Genomic DNA, 19,603 nt, shown 5'->3' with positions numbered 1-19,603 from the left:
CGGCTACGGTGACCGGGTGGATCTCAAGCTCTTCGGCGAGGTCTTCGTGACCCTGCTGGTGATCGTCGACCCGCCCGGCATGATGCCGATCTTTCTGGCGTTGACCGGACCGCTGTCCGCGCGGGAGCGCAACCGGGCCGCCTGGCAGGCGGTCGCGCTGGCGCTGGGCGTGATCGTGATCTTCGCGGTGGCAGGACAGACGCTGCTGGCCTACCTGCACGTCGACCTGCCCGCGTTGCAGGCCGCCGGTGGGCTGCTGCTGATCCTGGTCGCGTTGGAACTGCTGACCGGCAAGACCGACGACCCGACCAAGCAGGCCACCGCCAACATCGCCCTGGTGCCGCTGGGCACGCCGCTGCTGGCCGGGCCCGGCGCGATCGTGGCGACGATGCTCTTCGTGCAGCAGGGTGACGGACCCGCCGACTTCTCCGCGATCGCCGCCGCCATCGTCGCGGTGATGCTCACCGTCTGGATCGTGCTGCGGTTCTCCGGCGGCATCGTGAAGGTGCTGCGTCCGGGCGGCATCGAGGTGCTCACCCGGATCGCCGGCCTGCTGCTGGCGGCGATCGCCGTACAGCTCATCGCGGACGCGATCGCGGCGTTCGTGGCCCAGTACAACGGTGCCGGCTGACCGGCTCGCCCGGTCTGTCGGGGGTGGATGGCAGGATCAGGTGGTGCGACGAGCCTCTCCAGCCGGACGACCCGCCGCCGGTGGCCGCCCGCCCCGGCCCCGCGACGCGCAGCCCGAGCAGCTCGGCTTCGAGGGCATGCCGGAGCGGCTGTTCGTCTGCACCCCGAGCCGCCTGGGTGCCTACGCCGACTGTCCACGGCGTTACCGCTACTCCTACGTCGATCGCCCGGCACCGCCGAAGGGCCCGCCCTGGGCGCACAACTCGCTCGGCGCCAGCGTGCACACCGCCCTGAAGAACTGGTACGCGTTGCCCGCCGATCGACGTCGCCCCGAAGTGCTGCCGACGCTGCTCAAGAGCACCTGGGTACGCGAGGGTTACCGCGACGACGAGCAGGAGCGCGAGTCCTACCGGCGGGCCCTCGGCTGGCTGGAGGCGTACGTCGCCGGGCTGGACCCGGCCGACGAGCCGATCGGGGTGGAGCGCGTGGTGGCGGTGAAGACCGGGGTGCTGGCCTTCAACGGCCGTGCCGACCGGATCGACTCGCGGCCCGGCCCGCAGGGGCCCGAGTTGGTCATCGTCGACTACAAGACCGGCCGCTCCGGGTTGGACGGCGACGACGCGCGCGGTTCGCAGGCGTTGGCGCTGTACGCGTACGCGGCCGAGCGGGTGTTCCGCCGGCCGTGCCGCCGGGTCGAGCTGCACCATCTGCCGAGCGGCACCGTCGCCGCGCACGAGCACAGTGTCGAGTCGTTGGCGCGGCAGGTGACTCGCGCGGAGGAGACCGCCCGCGACATCATGGCCGCCGAGCGGTCGGTCGCCGACGGTGCTGATCCGGACGACGTCTTTCCGACCGCCCCCGGCCCGCGCTGCGGCTGGTGCGACTACCGGCGCATCTGCCCCACGGGTTCCGCCCTACCGGGCAAGGAGCCGTGGGCCGCCGTGGAACGCTTCGCCGCACCGACGACGGAGGACTGATCCGCGATCGACCTCCCGCCGTGCGTCAGGTGGTGGAGGGAGTGGCGGCGGTGAGTCGCGCCGCGCGTTCCTTGGCGGCGCGCTGCATCGGGCTCTCCCGCCAGTCGCGGGGCAGGGCGGTGAGTGCGAGCCGCAGCGCGCGTACCGTCACGTCGGCCGACAGCGCGGTGGTCGGCAGGCCCAGCCCGCCGTACAGCCGCCGTGCCCACGGTGGCAGCAGGGCGAGCGCGGTGCCGGCGATGCCGAGGTACGCCCACCGGGGCGGGCCGAGGTTCAGCCCGATCCGGGCCGGCAGACTGAGCTTCCAGGGCAGGGGTGGCGCGGTCAGGAACAGGGCGGTCTCGGCGGCCTCCCGGGTCATCCGCAGCTCTGGCCGGACCCGCCGGTAGTACTCGGCCACCTCGGCGGCGGTGCCGGGCACGGTCTCGGGCGCCAGCCCGACGAGGGCGGCGGTACGCCGCTGCTCGGTGTAGTAGCGGTCCACCTCGTCGGCGTCCAGCGGTACGCCGGCCCGCCGTGCGGTGTCGAGGAACGACTCCACCTCGGTGACGTGGACCCAGCGGAGCAGGTCCGGTTCGTCGATCCGGAACCGTTCGCCGGTGCCGGGGTCGACCGCGGTCATCCGGGCGTGCCGCCGACGCAGTCGCTGGCCGGCCTGCTCCGCCTCATTGGTGGTGCCGTAGACGGTGGTACCCACGTAGTCGGCGGTGCGGATCAGACGCCCCCAGGCGTCCTGACGGTAGTTGCTGTTCTGAGCCACCCCGGCCATGGCCCGTGGGTGCAGCGCCTGGAGGTAGAGCGAGCGCAGGCCGGCGACGAACAGGATCGGCTCCTGGTGCAGCTTCCAGGTGACCGAGGCGGGACCGAACAGGCCGACGTCGACGGTTTCCACCTGTCAAGGGTGCCACGCGAACCGACGTGAACCTGTCTGGTCGGGCCTGCGTGTGGAGCATCAGGGCGTTGGGCGGATCAAGCACGGGCCCGTACGCTGACATTCACGATCACTCTCGGAGGTGCCGATGTTCGAGAAGGCGCTGGGCCTGCCCCTGCACGTACTGGTCGTACACGCCGTAGTCGTGTTGGTGCCGCTGCTGGTGCTGCTCGCCCTCGCGTACATCGTGCTGCCCCGGTTCCGCGCCCGACTGGACTGGGCGGTGGCGGTCCTGGCGGTGGTCGCGCCGATCACCGCTTGGGTCGCCACGGAGTCCGGTGAGGCGCTGCAGGCCCGGCAGATCGAGCGGGGCTTCTCCGGCGAGATCCTCGACAAGATCAACGAGCACGCGGCGCACGGCGACGTGCTGTTCCTCGTCACGCTTGGACTCGGCCTGGCGGTCATCCTGCTGCTCGTCGCCACGAGCGGCCATCCTCGGGCGCCGAAGCTGCCCGGCTGGGTGCCGGCGGTGCTGTCGGTCGTGGTGCTGGGGCTGGGCGTCGCGGCCCTCGTCTACGTCTGGCTCAGCGGCCACTCGGGTGCCGAGATGGTCTGGGGCAACACCTACGAGTAGGCCGCCACGGCCGTCCCGAGCTGGTACGCCCGCCGTCACGCCCGGGTGCCTGCTCAGAACAGCAGCCGGGTGCAGAGCAGACAGGTCAGCACCACCAGCACGGCTCCGGCGACCGCGCCGACGGCCCAGGTGACCCGCTGTGCCCGCTGCTCCTGCGCGTCCAGGCTGGCCATGTCCTGAGCCGGCAGCTGGCGGGGCGGCGCTGCCCGCAGGTGCACCGGGGCGCCAACCGGGCGGCGGAGCGGTGGTGGGTGGCGGCCCGCTGTAGCCGCCCGGCCCGCCCGAGGCAACGGTGGAAAGCGGGCCGGATCCGGACGGGCCCGGCGGCGGGGGCTGACTGGCGTCGACCGGTGCCGGGACGTGCTCCGCCGGAGGGCCGGAGGAGGACCCGTCGCCGGAGTCGGGCCGGCGCCACGGGTCGTCTGGATCCTGACCGGGTCGGGGCATCGTCACGCCGTCCGACGCTACCAACCACCTCATCGCCGCACCGCCAGGCCGCGCCCGTGGCGGTTGATCCGGACAACTTCGGGGATAGTGCCGGGTCTCGCGCGCGCGAGGCAGCACCATCCCCGAAGTTGCTCGGGCACCGGAGCGATGCCGCAGCTGCGTTAGTGTTGTCGCTCGTGAGCGATTGGCGGGGTGAGGACGATCGCGCGGTCGAGTTGACCGACGACTTCGTGGTGCTGCCGGAGCAGACCGCGGACGACACCGATCACGGGTGGGGCGAGCGGGCCGGCGGCAACGACGACTGGCTGCTCGCCGAGCGTCCGCCACACTGGGACTGAGGCCGGGAGTCGCCGCCCCGGCAGGCTGACGCTCTGCCGCGCCTGGCCTGCCGGACAGCCGGCGTGCTGCCCGGCAGCGGGTGGCCCGGGGATGTCCCTGCCGGGCAGCCCCGCGGCCAGGGCACGCCGATCGGTCAGGAAGAACTGGCGGTGGCCGTCGCCTTGCTCGCTCCGCCGGAGGATCCTCCCGACGAACCCCCGGACGACCCGCTGCCGGAGCCGGACGAGCCGGCGCCGGACGAGGCAGAGCCGTTCGACGAGGAGCTCGCGGAGTCAGCGGACTTGGAGCCGGACGACGAGGACTCCGACTTGCCGCCGGAACCGTTCGACGTGGTGTCCGAGCCGGAGGAGCGGGAGTCGGTGCGGTAGAAGCCCGAGCCCTTGAAGACGATGCCGACCGAGTTGAACAGCTTGCGCAGTCGTCCCTCGCACGCCGGGCAGTCGGTCAGCGGCTCGTCAGAGAAGGACTGCACCGCCTCGAGCTGGTGACCGCACGCGGTGCAGGCGTACTGGTACGTGGGCACGTTCCCCTCCGGATCTGGCACGGCCGATTGGCACTCGACGTATTCGAGTGCCAATGGTGCGTCATCGCCCCCCGGTTCGTCCAGCGGAAGTGTGGGGCACGACACCCGCGAGGGTCAGCAGGCCGTCGGTCGGCGTGACCACCGCCCGTACCGGCAGGTCGTGTGGTTCGGCCGGCAACTCGGAAAGCAGCTCACCGTCGTACAGCGGCACCACCGTGAGGACGGTCGCCGGCACCCGCGCCAGGGCGCGGTCGTACGACCCGCCGCCGCGACCCAGGCGGATCCCACGTCGGTCCACCGCCAGCGCGGGCACCACCACCAGGTCGGCGGTGGCCACGGCGGTGACCCCCAGCCGGGGGCCGGTCGGCTCGCGGATGCCCCGCCCGGCGGCGATGATCGCCTGCGGTCCGTCCCAGGCGGCCCAGTCCAGGTCGAGGTCGTCGCGCAGCACCGGCAGCAACAGATCCGCCCCGGCGGGCAGCACCTCGGCGAGCACCGTCGGCAGCTCCGACCCGCCCGGCTCGCCACCGACCGGGGCGTACGCGGCTATCCGACCCGGCCGCAGCCGGTTGACCAGGGACGCCAGTTCGGCCCGCAGGCGGGCTGCGGCGGCAGCGCGCTCAGCTTCGGTGCGGGCGCGGCGCCGCGCGAGCAACTCGATCCGGGTGGCCCGCTTCGCGTCATGCGCCACTTCCGCTCCTTCCGCAAATTCCGGCACGCAACACTCCTCACGCAACGCTTGCCTACCCGTTGCTCTGTGTCAGCATCGCAGGCAACGGTCGCGCAACTTCCGGGGGGAAGGGGAAGCGTTGACGCTACGCGGGCGGTTGACCGCAGCCTTCCTGGCGGTGGCGTTCGGCCCGGTCCTGCTCGGTGCCGTCTTCGTCGCGTCCACCGTAGCGGCGGTCGACCGCAGTCGTGCCACCGAACGGCTGGCGGTGGCCGCCACGGCCGTACGTACCTCGGTCGACGCCCTCTGCCAGCAGCTACGCGCCGCGGCCGACGCGGTCGCCGTCACCGCTGACCACGCCGCGGCGGCCGCGCAGGTGGTCAGCCGGGGCCTGGCCACCGCGGTGCTCGTCACCGACGTGACCGGTCGGGTCGGCTACGCCACGCCGGACCCGCCCCGGCGCCCTGGCGGGACTGCACCGCGCAGGCTGCGCCCGGCGGAGCGGTCAACGCCCTGGTGGCGCGGGTGCAGCTACGCGACGCCGCCGGCTCGGCGCTGGGTACGGTGGCCGCCGCCCAGCCGGTCGACCCGGCCTTCGTCGCGCGGCTCGCCGCCGTGACCGGGTGGCGGTGACCCTGCTCGACGGGGCCGCGCCGGTTCAGGTGGCCCACACCACCGAATCCGGCAACGGTCGGGACGCGGTGCTCGCCGCCGCGGCCTCGCTGCGCGACGAGCACGTCGCCGGCACCACCGACGGTCGCTACGTACGCCGCGCCGGCCCGACCGTCGGCCAGCCGCTGCCCCTGGTGCTCTCGGTACCAAGCGACCAGCCACCGGGGCTGCACGCGGTGCTGGTCGCCGTGGTGCTGATGGCCGCCCTGCTGGGCGTGGCAGCCGCCTGGCGGCTGGCCCGGGTCACCACCCGGCCACTCGTGGAACTGGCTGGTGCGGCGGACCGGGTCGCCACCGGCGATCTCACCGCCCGAGTGCCGGTACACAGCCGCGACGAGATCGGTCAGCTGGCCGTCGCCTTCAATCGGATGACCCGCGAGACGGGCGGTTACCTGGCGGCGCTGACCAGCAGCCGGGACCAGTTGCGCGGACACCTCGCGGTGCTCGGTGACACCCTGGCCAGTACCCACGACCTGCCCCGGATCCTGCGGGTGATCCTGCACAGCGCGCTCGCCGCGACCGGGGCCCGCGCGGGAGCGGTACTCCTCACCGAGCAGGGTGAGCAACTCGTCGCCCGGTGCTGCGAAGGGCTCGACGAGCGCGGGCCCGGCACCGCGCCACTGCGGGTGCCGCTGGGCAGCGGGGTGGTCGGCGCGGTCGCAGCGACCGGTCAGCCCGTCGGGGTCGGGCCGAGGCGGCGAGCATCGACCCGGACGAGCCGCGCTGCCGGACGTACATCGCGGTGCCGTTCGCCGCGCCCGACCCGACCGGCGGCGACGCCTCGGCGGCTGCCGTCCCGGGGCGACCGGCGGAGGTGGTGTTGGGCGTGCTGGCGCTCTACGACCGCCTCGGCGGTGACGAGTTCGACGACGACGACCTGGCCACCCTGCGCACCTTCGCCCGGCACGCGGCGGTCGCCGTGGACAACGTGCGCGTACACGAGGAGGCGCAACGACTGTCGCTCACCGATCCGCTGACCGGGCTGTGGAATTACCGGTACCTGCGCGAGTCGCTGCGCCGGGAGGTGGAACGGGCCAGCCGGTTCGGCCGCATGGTCAGCGTCCTCGCCCTCGACCTGGACCGTTTCAAGCGGGTCAACGACACCTACGGGCACGCCGCCGGGGACACCGTGCTGGCCGAGTTCGCCCGGCGGGTACGCGGCGAGATCCGCGAGGTGGACCTGGCCTTCCGGCGGGGTGGCGAGGAGTTCGTGGTGCTGCTACCGGAGACCGACGCCCGTGGCGCGACGATCGTCGCCGAGCGGCTCGGTGCGGCCGTTCGCGACGCCCCGGTGACGGTGGTGGGGCACGCCGGTGTCCGCGAGTTGATCCCGGTGACCGTCTCCGTCGGCATCGCCGTCTTTCCCGACCACGCCGACACCGGCCCGCAGGTGCTGGCGGCGGCGGACGAGGCGTTGTACGCGGCGAAGACCGCCAGCCGGGACACCTGGCGCCTGGCGCCGGCCCGGGAGCCGTCGCCGACCCGTGAGGTACCGGTGCCGCCGGTCGCCCGCAGCCCCGCCGACGGACTGCCCAGGGCCGGACCCGACGCGCCGATCACCACCGGCGACCCGTCGGCCGGGCCCTGACCTGCCACCAGCGTCGGTCCGCCGGGTCCTGACCTGCCGGCACCAGCGTCGGTCCAGGCCCGGACCTGTCGGTGACGACCCGTCGGGTGGGCCGAGGCCGGTCCTGGCGGGCCGGCCACCGACGGTCCGCCGACCTGACCGGGGCACCACCGGCAACCGGCAGAACCGGTCCGGCGGGCGGCGCGTCTTCCGGTCCTCACCCGCCGAGTCAGGGCCATGGCCGATAGTCTCGCGACATGTCGGAGCACTCAGCGAACCCCTCAGCGACCGCCGCCACCGGCCGTCCCCGTGCCGTCAAGGCCGTCATCCCGGCCGCCGGACTGGCCACCCGGTTCCTGCCGGCCACCAAGGCCGTTCCCAAGGAACTGTTGCCGGTGGTCGACCGACCGGTATTGCAGTACATCGTCGAGGAAGCCGCCCACGCCGGCATCGGCGACGTGCTGCTGATCACCGGCCGGGGCAAGACGTCGATGGTGGACCATTTCGACCGTCGTCCTGACCTGGAGGAACGGCTCGCGGAAAAGCCCGACCTGCTCGCCGCCATCAAGCGGACCGAGGAACTGGCATCCATCTACACCTGTCGGCAGCCGGAGCAGTTGGGTCTCGGGCACGCCGTCGGGTACGCCGAGTCGCACGTCGGCGACGAGCCCTTCGCGGTGCTGCTCGGCGACGAGTTCGTCAATCTCAGTGAGCCGCTGCTGCCCGCGATGCTGGAACTCCAGGCGCGTACGGGCGGGGTGGTGCTCGCCTTCTTCGAGGTCGACCCGGCGGAGACGAAGCGGTACGGGATCGCCTCCGTCGAGCCGGCCGAGTCCGAGCTGGCCGACATCGGCGAGGTCGTGAAGGTGACCGGCATGGTGGAGAAGCCGAAGCCGGAGGACGCGCCGAGCAACCTCGCCGTGCTGGGCCGGTACGTGCTGCCCGGCAAGATCTTCGACGCCATCCGCCGGACGGAGCCCGGCAGCGGCGGGGAGATCCAGCTGACCGACGCGATGGAGATCCTGCGTACCGAGGGCACACCGGTGCACGCGATCGTCTACCGCGGCACCCGCTACGACACCGGCATGCCGCTGGGCTACCTGCAGACAGTGGTCCAGATCGCGGCCGACCGCGAGGACCTCGGTAGCGAGTTCCGCAAGTGGCTGGCCGAGTTCGTCAACTCCGACGCGTCGGGCGGTCCGAATACATGACCGCGACGGCCGACGCCGAGGCGGCCGAAAACGGGTTGACGCCGCTCGCCGACTACCTGGGCAGCGTGCTGCGCAGGTTGCGCGCGCTGCCTCCGCTCGACCTCGACCTCACCCAGGCGTACGGCAACGTCCTCGCCGAGGACGTCGTCGCCCCGCACTCCTTCCCGGCCTTCGACCAGGCCGCTGTGGACGGGTACGCCGCGCGCTGGGAGGACATCGCCGGTGGGGGCCGGGGCGTGGGATACGTCCCGGTCCAGTCGGGTCGGCCGGGCGGTCGCACCGTACGGCTCAACGTCGTCGGTGATCTCGGTGCGGCAAGCTGGCGGCCGGTCCGACTCACGCCGGGGTCGTGTTTCTCGGTGGCGGCCGGCGCACCACTGCCGATCGGTGCCGACGTGGTCGTGCCGGTGGAGTGGACCGACCAGGGCATGGCGGCGGTGGAGATCTTCCGGGTCCCGAAGCGGGGGTACGGGGTCCGTCGGACGGGCGAGGAGGTGACCGGCGGTGCACTGCTCGCCCGATCCGGCACCTACGTCTCGCCGGCGCTGGTGGCGGTGCTCGCCGCGACCGGCATCGGACATGTGGTGGTGCGTCCGAGCCCCCGGGTGGTGATCGTGGCCACCGGCGACGAACTCGTCGACGTGGGGCGGGGCAGCCAGCCGGGTCAGGTGGTGGACGCCAACTCGCACGCCCTGACCGCCGCGGCGGCGGAGGTGGGGGCGTTGGCCTACCGGGTGGGCATCTGCGACGACGATCCGGAGGGGCTGCGCGGGCTGCTGGAGGACCAGACCCTGCGGGCCGATCTGATCATCACGACCGGCGGCACCGGCACCGGGCCGGGCGACATGGTCCGCCGGATCCTGTCCCGTCGAGAGGGCAGCCGCGCGGGTCCGGTCACCTTCACGGACGTGGCGCTCTACCCGGGCACCGCCCTCGGCTTCGGCACGGTCGGTGCCGAGGAGGTGCCGGTGGTGTGTCTGCCCGGCGACCCGGGGGCCGCGATGATCGGCTTCGAGGTGCTGGCCCGGCCCGCGATCAATCTGCTGGCCGGCGCGGAGCCGGTGTTCCGGCCCAGCGTACGGGCGCACCTGTTGGAGACCGTCGCCTCGCCGGCCGGGCTGCGCGAGTTCCGGCCCGCGCACGTCGCCGAGCGGCGTGGCGGGGGTTACACTGTCCAGCCGCTCAACGGCGGCCCGTTCACGCTCTCCGGCCTGGCAGAGGCGAACGGACTTCTCGTTCTCGGCGAGCGGGTGACCGCCGCCGCCGCCGGCTCCACCGTCGACGTGTTGCTGCTGGACCGCCGCCGGTGACCCACCGGTGACGCTCGGGAGTGGAGGTTCGGTGTTCCGACGGGCGCCTGGCTGGCCGGCGGTGCTCTCCGACGGCCCGGTACTCCTGCGGCCGTACCGGCGGTCGGACGCGGCGGCCTGGTCGCAGGTGCGCCGCGCCAACCGGGAGTGGCTGGCCCCCTGGGAGTCGTCGCTACCCGGTGACTGGGACGACCTGAACTCCCCGGCGACGTTCCGCTGGGTCTACCGCGACCAGCGACGCTCGGCCCGCACCGGCGAGGGGATGCCGTTCGCGGTCTGCCTGCACTCCGACGGTGTGGAGCGGCTGGTCGGCCACATCAACGTGGGCAACATCGTGCGCCGGGCCTTCTGCTCCGGATACGTCGGCTACTGGGTGGACCGGCGGGTGGCCGGCCGAGGCGTCATCCCCACCGCGCTGGCCCTGGCCGTCGACCACGCCTTCGGCCCCGGCGGTCTGCACCGGATCGAGGTCAACATCCGCCCGGAGAACCGGCCGTCCCGTCGGGTGGTGGAGAAGCTGGGCTTCCGCGAGGAGGCGTACCACGCGCGCTACATGCACATCGACGGTGCCTGGCGCGACCACATCGGCTACGCGATGACCAGCGAGGAGATCGCCGCCGAGGGCGGCCTGCTGGCCCGCTGGCACCGGCTGCGCGCCCGTACCCCGTGAGCCGTCCCACGTGCGGGATCGGCGCGGCGCGGCGGTTCCCGCGACGGTGACCCGTAACCTCAGGTAACTGCAAGCTGCGGCAGGCGCTGCCCGCTCCGCACGATTCACGTCGCCGACACCGATCGGTGGAAGATCCTGCGGCCGGCTCGCGCTTGCTCCGAATCTGGTGACGGGAGGGGTGAGGGTGCCGACCTCGGTGCTCCTCGCCGTCCTCGCCGCCGCCGGGCTGCTCGCCCTCGCGCCGGCGCTGGTCCGCCGGTACGACGCCGCCGAGCGGCTGGTGGCGGAGCGGGCGCAGTCGACGGCGCGGGTGCTCCAGCGCCGCCGACGTCGCCGCACTGTCCCCGGACGGCGGCCGGTAAACCCGTCCCGCGCCCTGGTCATCACCCTCAGCGAGGATCCCGACTCGGGGGAACTCGCCACTCCGGTCTCCGGTCCGCCGGCCCTGCGGCGCGCGGTTCCCGCCCCGCCTCGCTCAGGCGAGGCACCCGGCAGGGTACCGCGCTCGCGTGTCGCCGGTGCGCCAGGTGCTGCCCTCCGGCGATGCGGCAGGCGCGCTGGGGCCGCCGGACGGGCGCTGCCGCGACGTTCCGCAAGGCCCAGCCGGTTGCGGCCGTGCCGGCGGGCGGGAACCGTCCCCGCCGTCGCCCCGACCGCCGGCACCACCACACCCCCGCCATCTACCGCCGTCGCCGGGTTCTGGCCGCGCTGGTGCTGCTCAACGCCGTCGAGCTGGTCGGCGTGCTGGTCGTGGGCCCCGGCTTCTGGATCAGCTTCGCGGTGACCGCCACCCTGCTGATCGTGTACGTCGTACACCTGCGCGCCCGCGCGGTGGCCGACCGCCGTCGCCGCCGGGCCCTGGCCCGCGAGGCCGCGTGGCTGGCCGCCCGTCAGGCAGAGGTACGCCGGGAGCAGGCGCGCCGGGCGGCGGCCCGCCGGGAGGCGCAGCGCCGCCTGGCAGCCCAGCGGAGTCCGTCCGGCGCAGTGCGATGGGCCTGGACCGCCCGGCCGACCTGCCGCAGGCGGCCAACGGCGGCTCGGTCTCCTACCGCCGTGCCGGCGGCCTGCGTGGCCGCCCCTACGAGGCCGGCCCCGGCTCAAACAGCGCCTGACCCCGCCCCGCGCTCACGCCCTCGACGGGCGAGGCGACAGATTCGGGGAAAGTGCTGGCTCGGGCCGGACGAAGGCCGCACTATCGGGGAAACTGCGCGATCGTGCGAGACGCGGGTGGGCGGGGTGGTTCGCGGCGGCAGCGCTCGACCTGTTAGCCTTGTCGCCGGCCCGCCCGGTGACAGCCGGGTGGGACCGACGCCGGTTAGCCGGCGGAGGGGCTGTGGCGCAGACCGGTAGCGCACCTCGTTCGCATCGAGGGGGTCAGGGGTTCAAATCCCCTCAGCTCCACCCAGTTCGAAGGCCGTTTCCCGTGGTGGGAGACGGCCTTTTTCGATCTTGCGCCCAGCGCCGCAGCCCGCCGTAGATGTTTGGTTGGCGTCAAGGCCGTCTTGCCGTCGTCGGCGGTGGTGGCCGGTGAGGCGGGTCGATTGGCGCTCGCGTAACCGGTTCCGGTCAGGTCAACTCCGCCGCTGTGGCGTCCGCCGAGGGCAGGGTCCGCGACAAGAGAGCCAACTGGTCACGCCTGAGCGGGCCGGCGGGCACCCGGGCAGTCACTGCTGACGTGTCAGATGCTGCTCACACAGAGACTCGGCAACCTGTCCAATCGTTGGGCCGTATCCGCTACCAGCACGCACCTCCTGCAAAAAGCCGTACTTCCTTGAGGCCACCAGCTTCCCATCGATGAACAGGTGCAGACCTGCATGCCGGGCGCCGCGTTCGGCGAGAAATCGACCCAGGTGATGCGGCGATTCGTCGCGCCGTCCGAAGAAAAAGCTGTCGTAGCTGCCCACATTGAACCAGGCGATGACCGTGCCGTACGCGTTCTTGAGCGGTTCCACCTTCTGATAGTCGCCCCGACGGAAATGGCGCGCGGCGTTTTGCTCGCCTGCGCCGCCCTCGGCGCGGCCGGTGACTAGCAGAACCGCAGAGTTGAAGCGGCATAGATAGGAAATCTGCCGCACATCATCCACTCGGTAGAAGTCGTCATCCTGTGGTGGATCCATCCGGATCTCGTGTGGCAGCGGTGCCTGTGGATCGATCCACGCCGCCGCAGGCGCGGCAGCCGAGTTTCGGCGCCGATCGGGCTCCTGCCCGAGCAGCGACGCGACCACGCTCAGGACAGCGATCAGGACTATCAAGCCGCCAAGGCTCCACCAGGCGTGGTTTCCTGCGGTCAGCCAATCCGCCCAGGAGGGCAGGCTCTTGCCAGTCACAACATTGGTGACCACCGCGAGGATGGCAGCAGCGATCACGGTCAGGGCTGCGATCGCGGCGGCGAGGAGACGTCGACTCACCGGCTGATTATGCCTGTGCGCTTCCAGTAAGAAACGACAGTCCCTAGAGGACGTTTCGTCGCTCGAGGAGCAATCAGGCGGACCATGTCGGGGCGCAAGTGATCATGGCGGCTCACCCTGGGGTGAGTCACTCGTTCGTCGGCCGTCCGCGATGCCTGCGAAAGCAGTAGCTCAAGGGCGGAGTCCTGAAGATCGGGCACCTGCCCTTGAGTTTTATCGCTTTCACGAGGTCTCCGTGGACCTGTACTTTCTGCACAAGATCGTCCGGCCCGGCGGGTTGATCGTGATGGACGACGACTGGACGCCGTCGGTGCGTACCGTGGTGCGGTACTACGAGAGGAGCCTGGGCTGGGCGGCTATTCCCGACGCCTTCACGGGCGGCACGCTCCGCAACATCGGCGACGACCCGGCGGCGGAACTGGTGCCCCGTTGCCGGGCCATCCGGCTGCCCGAGTCGATGGCTGAGCCACCCTTCGAGCAGTTTCACCCCTTCTGAACAGCATCCCACCTCACGTCCGTCCTGCGTGGGCGATCAGCAAGGCCTGGCTGCGGGACGGCCGTGTTGCTGCGGCCTGCGCGTTACGGCCGAGATTCGGATAGATGTCATTTCCTTGACGTCTATGAATGTTAACGCTATCAATGAGGTAGCGGGCACGGCGGGCACGGTCGGACGGGGACCGTGCCCGTCACGGATGACCGGCTCGCGGTGAGTGGGTGGGAGGGCGAAGGCGATGGCGCGTCGGAAGCTTACGTACCGCAGCTGGGCAGCGGTGACCGCCCTGGTGATGGCGGCGAGCAGCTCCCTGGTGGGGCCGGCCGCTCCGGCGCGGGCCGCCGCCGTCACGTTCACCAACCCGTTGGCCGAGCAGCGCGCCGACCCGCACATCTACCGGCACACCGACGGCTACTACTACTTCACCGCCACGGTGCCCGAGTACGACCGGATCGTGCTGCGCCGCGCCACCACGCTCCAGGGGCTCGCCACCGCGGCCGAGCGGGTGATCTGGCGCCGGCACGGCAGCGGCGAGATGGGCGCGCACATCTGGGCCCCGGAGATCCACTTCATCGACGGCCGGTGGTACGTCTACTTCGCCGCCGGCCGCACCGACGACATCTGGGCCATCCGGCCGTATGTGCTGGAGAGCGGCGCCGCGAACCCCCTCGACGGCCCGTGGACGGAGCGTGGCCAACTCCAGCCGGCGCGCAACAGCTTCTCCCTCGACGCCACCACCTTCGTGCACCACGGCCAGCGCTACCTGGCCTGGGCGGAGTACGCCGGCAACAACTCGAACATCTACCTCGCCCGGGCCGTCAACCCCTGGACGTACGCGGGCACCCCGACTCTGATCGCCACCCCGACGTACGCCTGGGAGACCCGGGGTTACCGGGTGAACGAGGGACCGGCGGTGCTGATCCGCAACGGCCGGGTCTTCATGACCTACTCGGCGAGCGCCACCGACGCCAGCTACGCCGTCGGGCTGCTCACCGCCTCGGCCAACAGCGACCTGCTGAACCCGGCGTCCTGGACCAAGCGCAGCACACCGGTGCTGGCCAGCGACAGCCGGACCGGTCAGTACGGTCCGGGGCACAACTCGTTCACCGTCGCCGAGGACGGCAGCGACGTGATCGTCTACCACTCCCGCAACTACGAGCGGTACCTCGGCAACGGCTACGACCCGCTCAACGACCCGAACCGGCGGACCCGGATCCAGCGGGTCTACTGGAACGCCGACGGCACGCCGAACTTCGGGGTGCCGGTGCCGGACGGGCTGACCCCGGTCCGGCTGCGCGCCCACGACCTGCCCGATCGCTACCTGCGGCACTGGGAGTTCCGGGTCCGGCTGGAGCCGAACGTGACGAACCTGGCCGGCTCGCAGTTCCGGATCGTCGCCGGCCTGTCGAACTCCGCGGCGATCTCGCTGGAGTCGACCAACTATCCCGGCTACTTCCTACGGCACCGCAACCACCAGATCTGGGTGGAACGCAACGACGGCTCGAATCTCTTCCGGCAGGACGCCACCTTCACCCGGAGGGCCGGGCTCGCCGACGCGACGAAGGTGTCCCTGGAGTCGGTGAACTTCCCCGGCCAGTACGTCCGTCACCGCGACGGCCTGCTCTACCTGGAGGCGGTGCCGGACACGCCCGCGCGCGCGTCGGCCACCTTCGCCCTGGAGTAGACCGTCCGAACCGCGTCGGGCCGGACTGTCGGAGGACCTACCTAGACTCACGCGACATGGCGACGGTGACCTTTGTGGACGAGAGCACCGCGGGGGCCCGGGCCCCCGCGTGGGCCTTGCAGATCTTCGAGGAGCGGTTGACGCTTCGTGAGCTGATCCGCCGGCGGATCCACCAGGAGGTTGCCGAGCACAACGCGGCCAGCCCGCAGCCGCGCCGGGCGCTGGTGCAGCCGACCTCGACCGAGCGGGCACTCAACGGTGACCCGGGCGAACGGCCCCGGCGTCGGGTCGACCCGCAGCGGCAGATCGCCCTCGCCGAGCAGGCGTTCCGCAGCAACGGTTTCGTGGTGCTGGTCGGCGACCGCCAGGTCGAGGAGCTGGACGACGAGGTCGATCTGCGTCGCGACACCGAGGTCACCTTCCTCAAGCTCGTCCCGCTGGTCGGCGGCTGATGACCACCACCACCGAACCCGTTTGGTACGCCGACCGCGCCCGCGAGCTGGTTGCCGCGAACGACCTGGACAAGCTGGCGGGGCACCTGCACACGCATGCCCGGCTCTGCCGCGACAACCCCGAGGTACGCGCCGCACTGCGCGCACTGTCCCGTCCGGACGTGACGCGTCTCGTGCTGGCCATGTCCGCCCTCGTGCGGCAGGACCGGGTCCACGCCTGGCCGCCGCGCGACCTGATCGGCCAGCTGTCCCGCCGGCTGCCCACCGAGCTGGCACCGGAGCAGCTCCAGCAGCTCGCCGCGTTCGCTGTAGACGAGCCGTACGCGTTGTCACCGACCGCGCTGGAGACGGTGGCCCGTGGCCTGGCCGCCACCGGCCCGATTCCGGCCGACCTGATGGAGGCGCTCGTCGACCGGTCCGACGAGAGCCAGCGGTTGCGGCAGTTCATCGCCGAGGTGGCCGGGCCACGGCTCGACCCGGACGACCCCTGGGCCCGGCAGATCCTCACCGAGCTGCCCACCCTGGACCCGGCGTGGCGGCAGTTGGTCGGCCACGCCAGCACCGCCACCATGCCCCGCCCGAGCGCCGGCTGGTCGACCGAGGCGGCCCGGCTGCTCGCCGAGGTGGACCCGCACGAGGCTGGGCAGCTCGTCGACAGGTGGTTGGCCAGCGCCTCCCGCGTCCCGCATGCACCGCCGAGCTCGGTGAACGCCGACCTTCTGCGCGGCCTGCTCTGGTTGGTCGAGCGAACCGGACCGGCACCGGAGCAGGTACGCCGGATCGGCGGACTCGTCGAGGCGATGCTGCGTCGACTACCCGGCGTCGGACCGGCCTGCCCGAAGGTGGCCAACGCGGCGGTCGGGGTGCTCGGGCGGCTCGACGGCGAGCCGGCGCTGGCGCAACTCGCGCGGCTGTCGGCCCGGGTCACCTTCAAGGGCACCCGCAAGGAGATCGACAAGGCGCTCGACGCTCGTGCCGCCGCCCTCGGCATCAGCCGGGACGAGATCGAGGAACTGGCCGTCCCGGACTACGGCCTGACCGGGGTGGGGCGGCACGAGGTACCGCTCGGCGGTTGCCGGGCCGAGCTGTCGATCGTGTCCACAGGTGTCACGCTGACCTGGTACACCGAGGCCGGCCGGCAGGTGAAGAGCCCACCGGCGTCGGTACGCCGGGAGCACGCGGCGGAGTTGGCCGAACTGAAGGGCCTGGCCAAGGAGATCGGCGGCATGCTCACCGCCCAGGTTGCCCGGCTGGACCGGCTCTTCCTGGCTCAGCGCAACTGGACCATGGCCGAGTGGCGGCAGCGTTACCTGAATCACCCGTTGGTCGGCACGCTGGCTCGCCGGTTGCTGTGGCTGGTCGACGGGGTGTCCTGCGGTTGGGCCGACGGCGCGCTGCGCACCGTGGACGACACCGCGGTGGTCGCCGGCGACGACGCCGAGGTGCGGATCTGGCACCCGATCGGCCGGCCGGTGCCGGAGGTGGTCGGTTGGCGGGAGTGGTTGGCGCGGCACCGGATCGTCCAGCCGTTCAAGCAGGCACATCGGGAGGTCTACCTGCTCACGCCGGCCGAGGAGACCACCGGCACGTACTCGAACCGGTTCGCCGGGCACATCCTGCGTCAGCACCAGTTCCACGCCCTGGCCGCGGCGCGAGGCTGGACGGACCGGTTGCGGTTGATGGTCGACGACTCCTACCCGCCGACCTTCCGGGAGCTACCCGGGTGGGGGCTGCGCGCCGAGTACTGGGTGGAGGGGATCGGCGACGACTGGACGACCGACACCACGGACAGCGGGTCCTATCTGCGGCTGGTCACCGACCAGGTGCGTTTCTACCCGATCGCCGCCGCGCAGAACTGGTCGCACGCCTCCGGTGGCGGCTACTCGGCAGCACGGTGGACGGCCGCCCGGCCGGGGGATCCGTTGCCGCTGGACCGGATCCCGCCGCTGGTGTTCAGCGAGGTCATGCGGGACGTCGACCTCTTCGTCGGGGTGGCCAGCGTCGGCAACGATCCGACCTGGTCGGACGGCGGCCCGCAGGGCCGGTTCCGGGACTACTGGTCGTCGTACAGCTTCGGGGAGTTGTCCGCTACCGCCGAGACCCGACGGGAGTTGCTGGCCAAGCTGCTGCCCCGGCTGGCGGTGGGCCGGCGGGCCCGCATCGACGGCCGCTTCCTGGTGGTCGACGGTGACCTGCGCACGTACCGGATCCACCTGGGTTCGGGCAACATCCTGATGAGCCCGAACGACGAGTACCTCTGCATCGTGCCGGACCGGGGCGCGGGCCGGGCGGGGGAGCAGCAGTTCCTGCCGTTCGAGGGCGACGGCCTGCTCGCGGTCATCCTCAGCAAGGCGATCCTGCTGGCCAGGGACACCGAGATCACCGACGCGTCGATCACCCGCCAGATCAGATCCACCGGGTGACCGCCGGGCAGACCGTGTGGGCACCTCAGCACGAGGTGCGGCCGTCGGCTCGGCGTCCAGGGCGGTGCCGGCGTCCGTCGGTGGCACCCGCTCGCTACGGCGGGGTGAGTACGGCGGCGGTGCGGACGAGCGCGGCGTCGACCGCGAAGCGTCCGTTGATCAGCGCGGGTGGCCGGGCTGTCGCCGCGTCGGCGACCCGGGTGGGTGAGATCCGCGCGGTGAAGGTCCCGGCATCGGGATCGAGGTGCACGAGTGCGTCGTGGAAGTCCAGCCAGCTGCCGACGACCGGATGCCACACCTTGTAGACGGTCTCCTTCGCGCTGAAGAACACCGCGGGCCAGCAGGTGCCCGGCGGTAGCCGCTCGACCTGCTCGTCCTCCTCGGGCAGGCAGATCAGTCGGCGTACTCCCGGACCGAGTTCGCGGTTCTGCTCGGCGTCCATGCCGACCGCGCGGATCTCGTCGCTGCGCGCGACGGCCGCGGCGCAGTAGCCGCGGGTGTGGGTGATGGTGCCGACCAGGCCCGCCGGCCAGACGGGTGAGCGGTCGGCGGCGGCCGGTACGGCCACCTGCGGCAGACCGAGCGCGGCCATCGCCCGGCGAGCACACACCCGCCCGGCGGTGAAGTCGCGGCGGCGGCTGTCCACCGCGCGGTCCCCGAGGCAGGTCGCCTCGGCCGGGTGCAACTGCCCGGACCAGTCGTCCGGACCCGCCACGGCCACCGCGACGGCGGGCGGGAGCAGGTCACGCACCTGCGGCTCCGGGATCGTGCTTTCGGTCAGTGGTGACGGCACCAGCGACCGGCGACGATGGACGCAGCAGGTTGAGGCGATGCCTGGGGCAGGTCGCGGCGGCCATGGTTGGTCAACGTACCGCAACGACGTAACGGCGCAGCGTTCCCGGACGCTGTAGGTGCGCACGGGCATGTTCGACCCGGCGGTGGGTGGGCATGCCCGCCGCCACCGGTGGAGGCGGAAAGGAGCGCGATGACGGGTGTTACGGATCGCTCGGGTGTCACGACGGCGGCGGCGAACGGAGACGCCGCCCCGGGGTGGGCGGGCGCGCACGCTCCGGTGACCCCCGATTGGACGTGTGGCACCTGCGCCGCCGACTGGCCCTGTGCGCCCAGACGCGAACAGTTGCTCACCGAGTACGGCGTGGATCGGGCGATGCTCAGCGTCTACCTGGGCGCCTGTCTCGCCGCCGCCGCCGAGGACCTGCACGTCGCCGGAGCGACGTCGTTGCAGGACCGGTTCTTCGGCTGGTTGCCGCGCCGCCCGCGACGACACGACTACCTGTCGGGCGGGTCGTCCCGCCCGGACGACAATTCGACGCCGGGCGATGCCGCGGAAAGCCGACCGGCATGACGCATCGGTTCAGCAGGGCCCTGGGCGGTGCCTGCTAGGCGCAGCGTCCGCGAGACGTCACGCAGCGGCAGCGGCGACCCCGAATTCTTGTCGCATTCAGCGATCGTCGGAAATCTGACCCACGCCGCCCCGTTGTGCCCCCGGTCGTGGGTGGTTAAGCTGCAGGTGCGCGCCCCAATCGCCCGCTTCCCCCGTGGCAGGCGATCGGGGCGCGTCCTGTTTACCCACGAAGGGCCCGTACGCCGAGGCGTACGGG

General features: G+C 72.2%; 17 protein-coding genes, 1 tRNA gene and 3 pseudogenes. 15 read left to right on the top strand and 6 right to left on the bottom strand.

Features of this window, described 5'->3' with window-relative positions; all coding sequences use genetic code 11:
• Positions 1 to 16 precede the first annotated feature (16 nt).
• Both ENC19_RS06415 and ENC19_RS06410 read left to right on the top strand, forming a co-directional pair.
• Positions 17 to 631 carry a MarC family protein gene (locus ENC19_RS06415; protein WP_164446214.1) on the top strand — a complete coding sequence of 205 codons (615 nt, stop codon included), beginning with the start codon at positions 17 to 19 and terminating at the stop codon, positions 629 to 631.
• A 136-nt stretch (positions 632 to 767) separates the two neighbouring features.
• Complete coding sequence (locus ENC19_RS06410) at positions 768 to 1,607, top strand: RecB family exonuclease (RefSeq protein ID WP_166458251.1); 840 nt, start codon at positions 768 to 770, stop codon at positions 1,605 to 1,607.
• A gap of 25 nt (positions 1,608 to 1,632) precedes the next feature.
• Here ENC19_RS06410 and ENC19_RS06405 read toward each other — a convergent pair whose 3' ends face one another.
• The gene (locus ENC19_RS06405; RefSeq protein WP_164446212.1) at positions 1,633 to 2,499 is read right to left on the bottom strand and encodes an oxygenase MpaB family protein; all 867 of its coding nucleotides are present in this window, start codon (positions 2,497 to 2,499) and stop codon (positions 1,633 to 1,635) included.
• Positions 2,500 to 2,626: 127 nt separating this feature from the next.
• On the opposite strand from ENC19_RS06405, the gene ENC19_RS06400 reads away from it, so the two are divergent.
• A complete protein-coding gene (locus ENC19_RS06400; protein ID WP_164446211.1) occupies positions 2,627 to 3,112 on the top strand; it encodes a DUF2231 domain-containing protein in 486 nt (161 codons plus the stop codon).
• Between the two features lie 53 nt (positions 3,113 to 3,165).
• Here the strand turns inward: ENC19_RS06400 and ENC19_RS31705 are convergent.
• Positions 3,166 to 3,565, bottom strand: a pseudogene (locus ENC19_RS31705) (hypothetical protein).
• A 170-nt stretch (positions 3,566 to 3,735) separates the two neighbouring features.
• Here ENC19_RS31705 and ENC19_RS06390 point away from each other — a divergent pair.
• Positions 3,736 to 3,897, top strand: a complete 162-nt coding sequence (locus tag ENC19_RS06390) for a hypothetical protein (protein ID WP_164446010.1) — start codon at positions 3,736 to 3,738, stop codon at positions 3,895 to 3,897.
• A gap of 134 nt (positions 3,898 to 4,031) precedes the next feature.
• On the opposite strand, the gene ENC19_RS06385 is transcribed toward ENC19_RS06390, so the two are convergent.
• Complete coding sequence (locus ENC19_RS06385; protein WP_164446210.1) at positions 4,032 to 4,421, bottom strand: FmdB family zinc ribbon protein; 390 nt, start codon at positions 4,419 to 4,421, stop codon at positions 4,032 to 4,034.
• 61 nt (positions 4,422 to 4,482) lie between these two features.
• Entirely contained in the window at positions 4,483 to 5,139 is a 657-nt protein-coding gene (locus ENC19_RS06380) for a 5-formyltetrahydrofolate cyclo-ligase (RefSeq protein ID WP_164446209.1), read from the bottom strand.
• A gap of 91 nt (positions 5,140 to 5,230) precedes the next feature.
• On the opposite strand from ENC19_RS06380, the pseudogene ENC19_RS06375 reads away from it, so the two are divergent.
• The 6 genes and pseudogenes from ENC19_RS06375 to ENC19_RS06345 all read left to right on the top strand — a co-directional run bounded on the left by ENC19_RS06375 (position 5,231) and on the right by ENC19_RS06345 (position 11,922).
• Positions 5,231 to 7,578: pseudogene (locus ENC19_RS06375) on the top strand (diguanylate cyclase).
• 9 nt (positions 7,579 to 7,587) lie between these two features.
• A complete protein-coding gene (locus ENC19_RS06370; protein ID WP_164446208.1) occupies positions 7,588 to 8,541 on the top strand; it encodes a UTP--glucose-1-phosphate uridylyltransferase in 954 nt (317 codons plus the stop codon).
• A complete protein-coding gene (locus ENC19_RS06365) occupies positions 8,538 to 9,851 on the top strand; it encodes a molybdopterin molybdotransferase MoeA (protein WP_164446207.1) in 1,314 nt (437 codons plus the stop codon). Before ENC19_RS06370 ends, ENC19_RS06365 begins: the two co-directional genes overlap by 4 nt.
• A 61-nt stretch (positions 9,852 to 9,912) precedes the next feature.
• Positions 9,913 to 10,521 carry a GNAT family N-acetyltransferase gene (locus ENC19_RS06360; RefSeq protein WP_216592750.1) on the top strand — a complete coding sequence of 203 codons (609 nt, stop codon included), beginning with the start codon at positions 9,913 to 9,915 and terminating at the stop codon, positions 10,519 to 10,521.
• Between the two features lie 178 nt (positions 10,522 to 10,699).
• Positions 10,700 to 11,633, top strand: a pseudogene (locus tag ENC19_RS29885) (hypothetical protein).
• A gap of 215 nt (positions 11,634 to 11,848) precedes the next feature.
• Positions 11,849 to 11,922: transfer RNA gene (locus ENC19_RS06345), tRNA-Ala, on the top strand.
• Positions 11,923 to 12,185: 263 nt separating this feature from the next.
• Here ENC19_RS06345 and ENC19_RS06340 read toward each other — a convergent pair.
• Positions 12,186 to 12,929 carry a hypothetical protein gene (locus tag ENC19_RS06340; RefSeq protein ID WP_164446205.1) on the bottom strand — a complete coding sequence of 248 codons (744 nt, stop codon included), beginning with the start codon at positions 12,927 to 12,929 and terminating at the stop codon, positions 12,186 to 12,188.
• Positions 12,930 to 13,164: 235 nt separating this feature from the next.
• On the opposite strand from ENC19_RS06340, the gene ENC19_RS06335 reads away from it, so the two are divergent.
• The 4 genes from ENC19_RS06335 to ENC19_RS06320 all read left to right on the top strand — a co-directional run bounded on the left by ENC19_RS06335 (position 13,165) and on the right by ENC19_RS06320 (position 17,981).
• On the top strand, positions 13,165 to 13,425 hold the full coding sequence (locus ENC19_RS06335) for a hypothetical protein (protein WP_164446204.1): 261 nt from the start codon (positions 13,165 to 13,167) through the stop codon (positions 13,423 to 13,425).
• 235 nt (positions 13,426 to 13,660) lie between these two features.
• Positions 13,661 to 15,106, top strand: coding sequence for a family 43 glycosylhydrolase (locus ENC19_RS06330; RefSeq protein ID WP_164446203.1), 1,446 nt, complete (start codon positions 13,661 to 13,663; stop codon positions 15,104 to 15,106).
• A gap of 56 nt (positions 15,107 to 15,162) precedes the next feature.
• Positions 15,163 to 15,558 (top strand): hypothetical protein, encoded by a 396-nt coding sequence (locus tag ENC19_RS06325; protein ID WP_166458159.1) that lies wholly within the window; start codon positions 15,163 to 15,165, stop codon positions 15,556 to 15,558.
• A complete protein-coding gene (locus ENC19_RS06320; RefSeq protein WP_164446202.1) occupies positions 15,558 to 17,981 on the top strand; it encodes a DUF4132 domain-containing protein in 2,424 nt (807 codons plus the stop codon). The genes ENC19_RS06325 and ENC19_RS06320 overlap by 1 nt, the downstream gene beginning before the upstream one ends.
• 94 nt (positions 17,982 to 18,075) lie before the next feature.
• On the opposite strand, the gene ENC19_RS06315 is transcribed toward ENC19_RS06320, so the two are convergent.
• The gene (locus tag ENC19_RS06315) at positions 18,076 to 18,732 is read right to left on the bottom strand and encodes a 4'-phosphopantetheinyl transferase family protein (protein ID WP_164446201.1); all 657 of its coding nucleotides are present in this window, start codon (positions 18,730 to 18,732) and stop codon (positions 18,076 to 18,078) included.
• A 234-nt stretch (positions 18,733 to 18,966) separates the two neighbouring features.
• Between ENC19_RS06315 and ENC19_RS29500 the strand changes: the two genes are divergently transcribed.
• Positions 18,967 to 19,347 carry a hypothetical protein gene (locus ENC19_RS29500; protein ID WP_208020853.1) on the top strand — a complete coding sequence of 127 codons (381 nt, stop codon included), beginning with the start codon at positions 18,967 to 18,969 and terminating at the stop codon, positions 19,345 to 19,347.
• Positions 19,348 to 19,603: the final 256 nt, after the last annotated feature.

The organism is Verrucosispora sioxanthis (assembly GCF_010560025.1).
In the GTDB taxonomy this organism is placed as follows: domain Bacteria; phylum Actinomycetota; class Actinomycetes; order Mycobacteriales; family Micromonosporaceae; genus Micromonospora; species Micromonospora palythoicola.
Note: the sequence above shows the minus strand (reverse complement) of the source record. Positions and strands in the feature narration are given on the sequence as shown.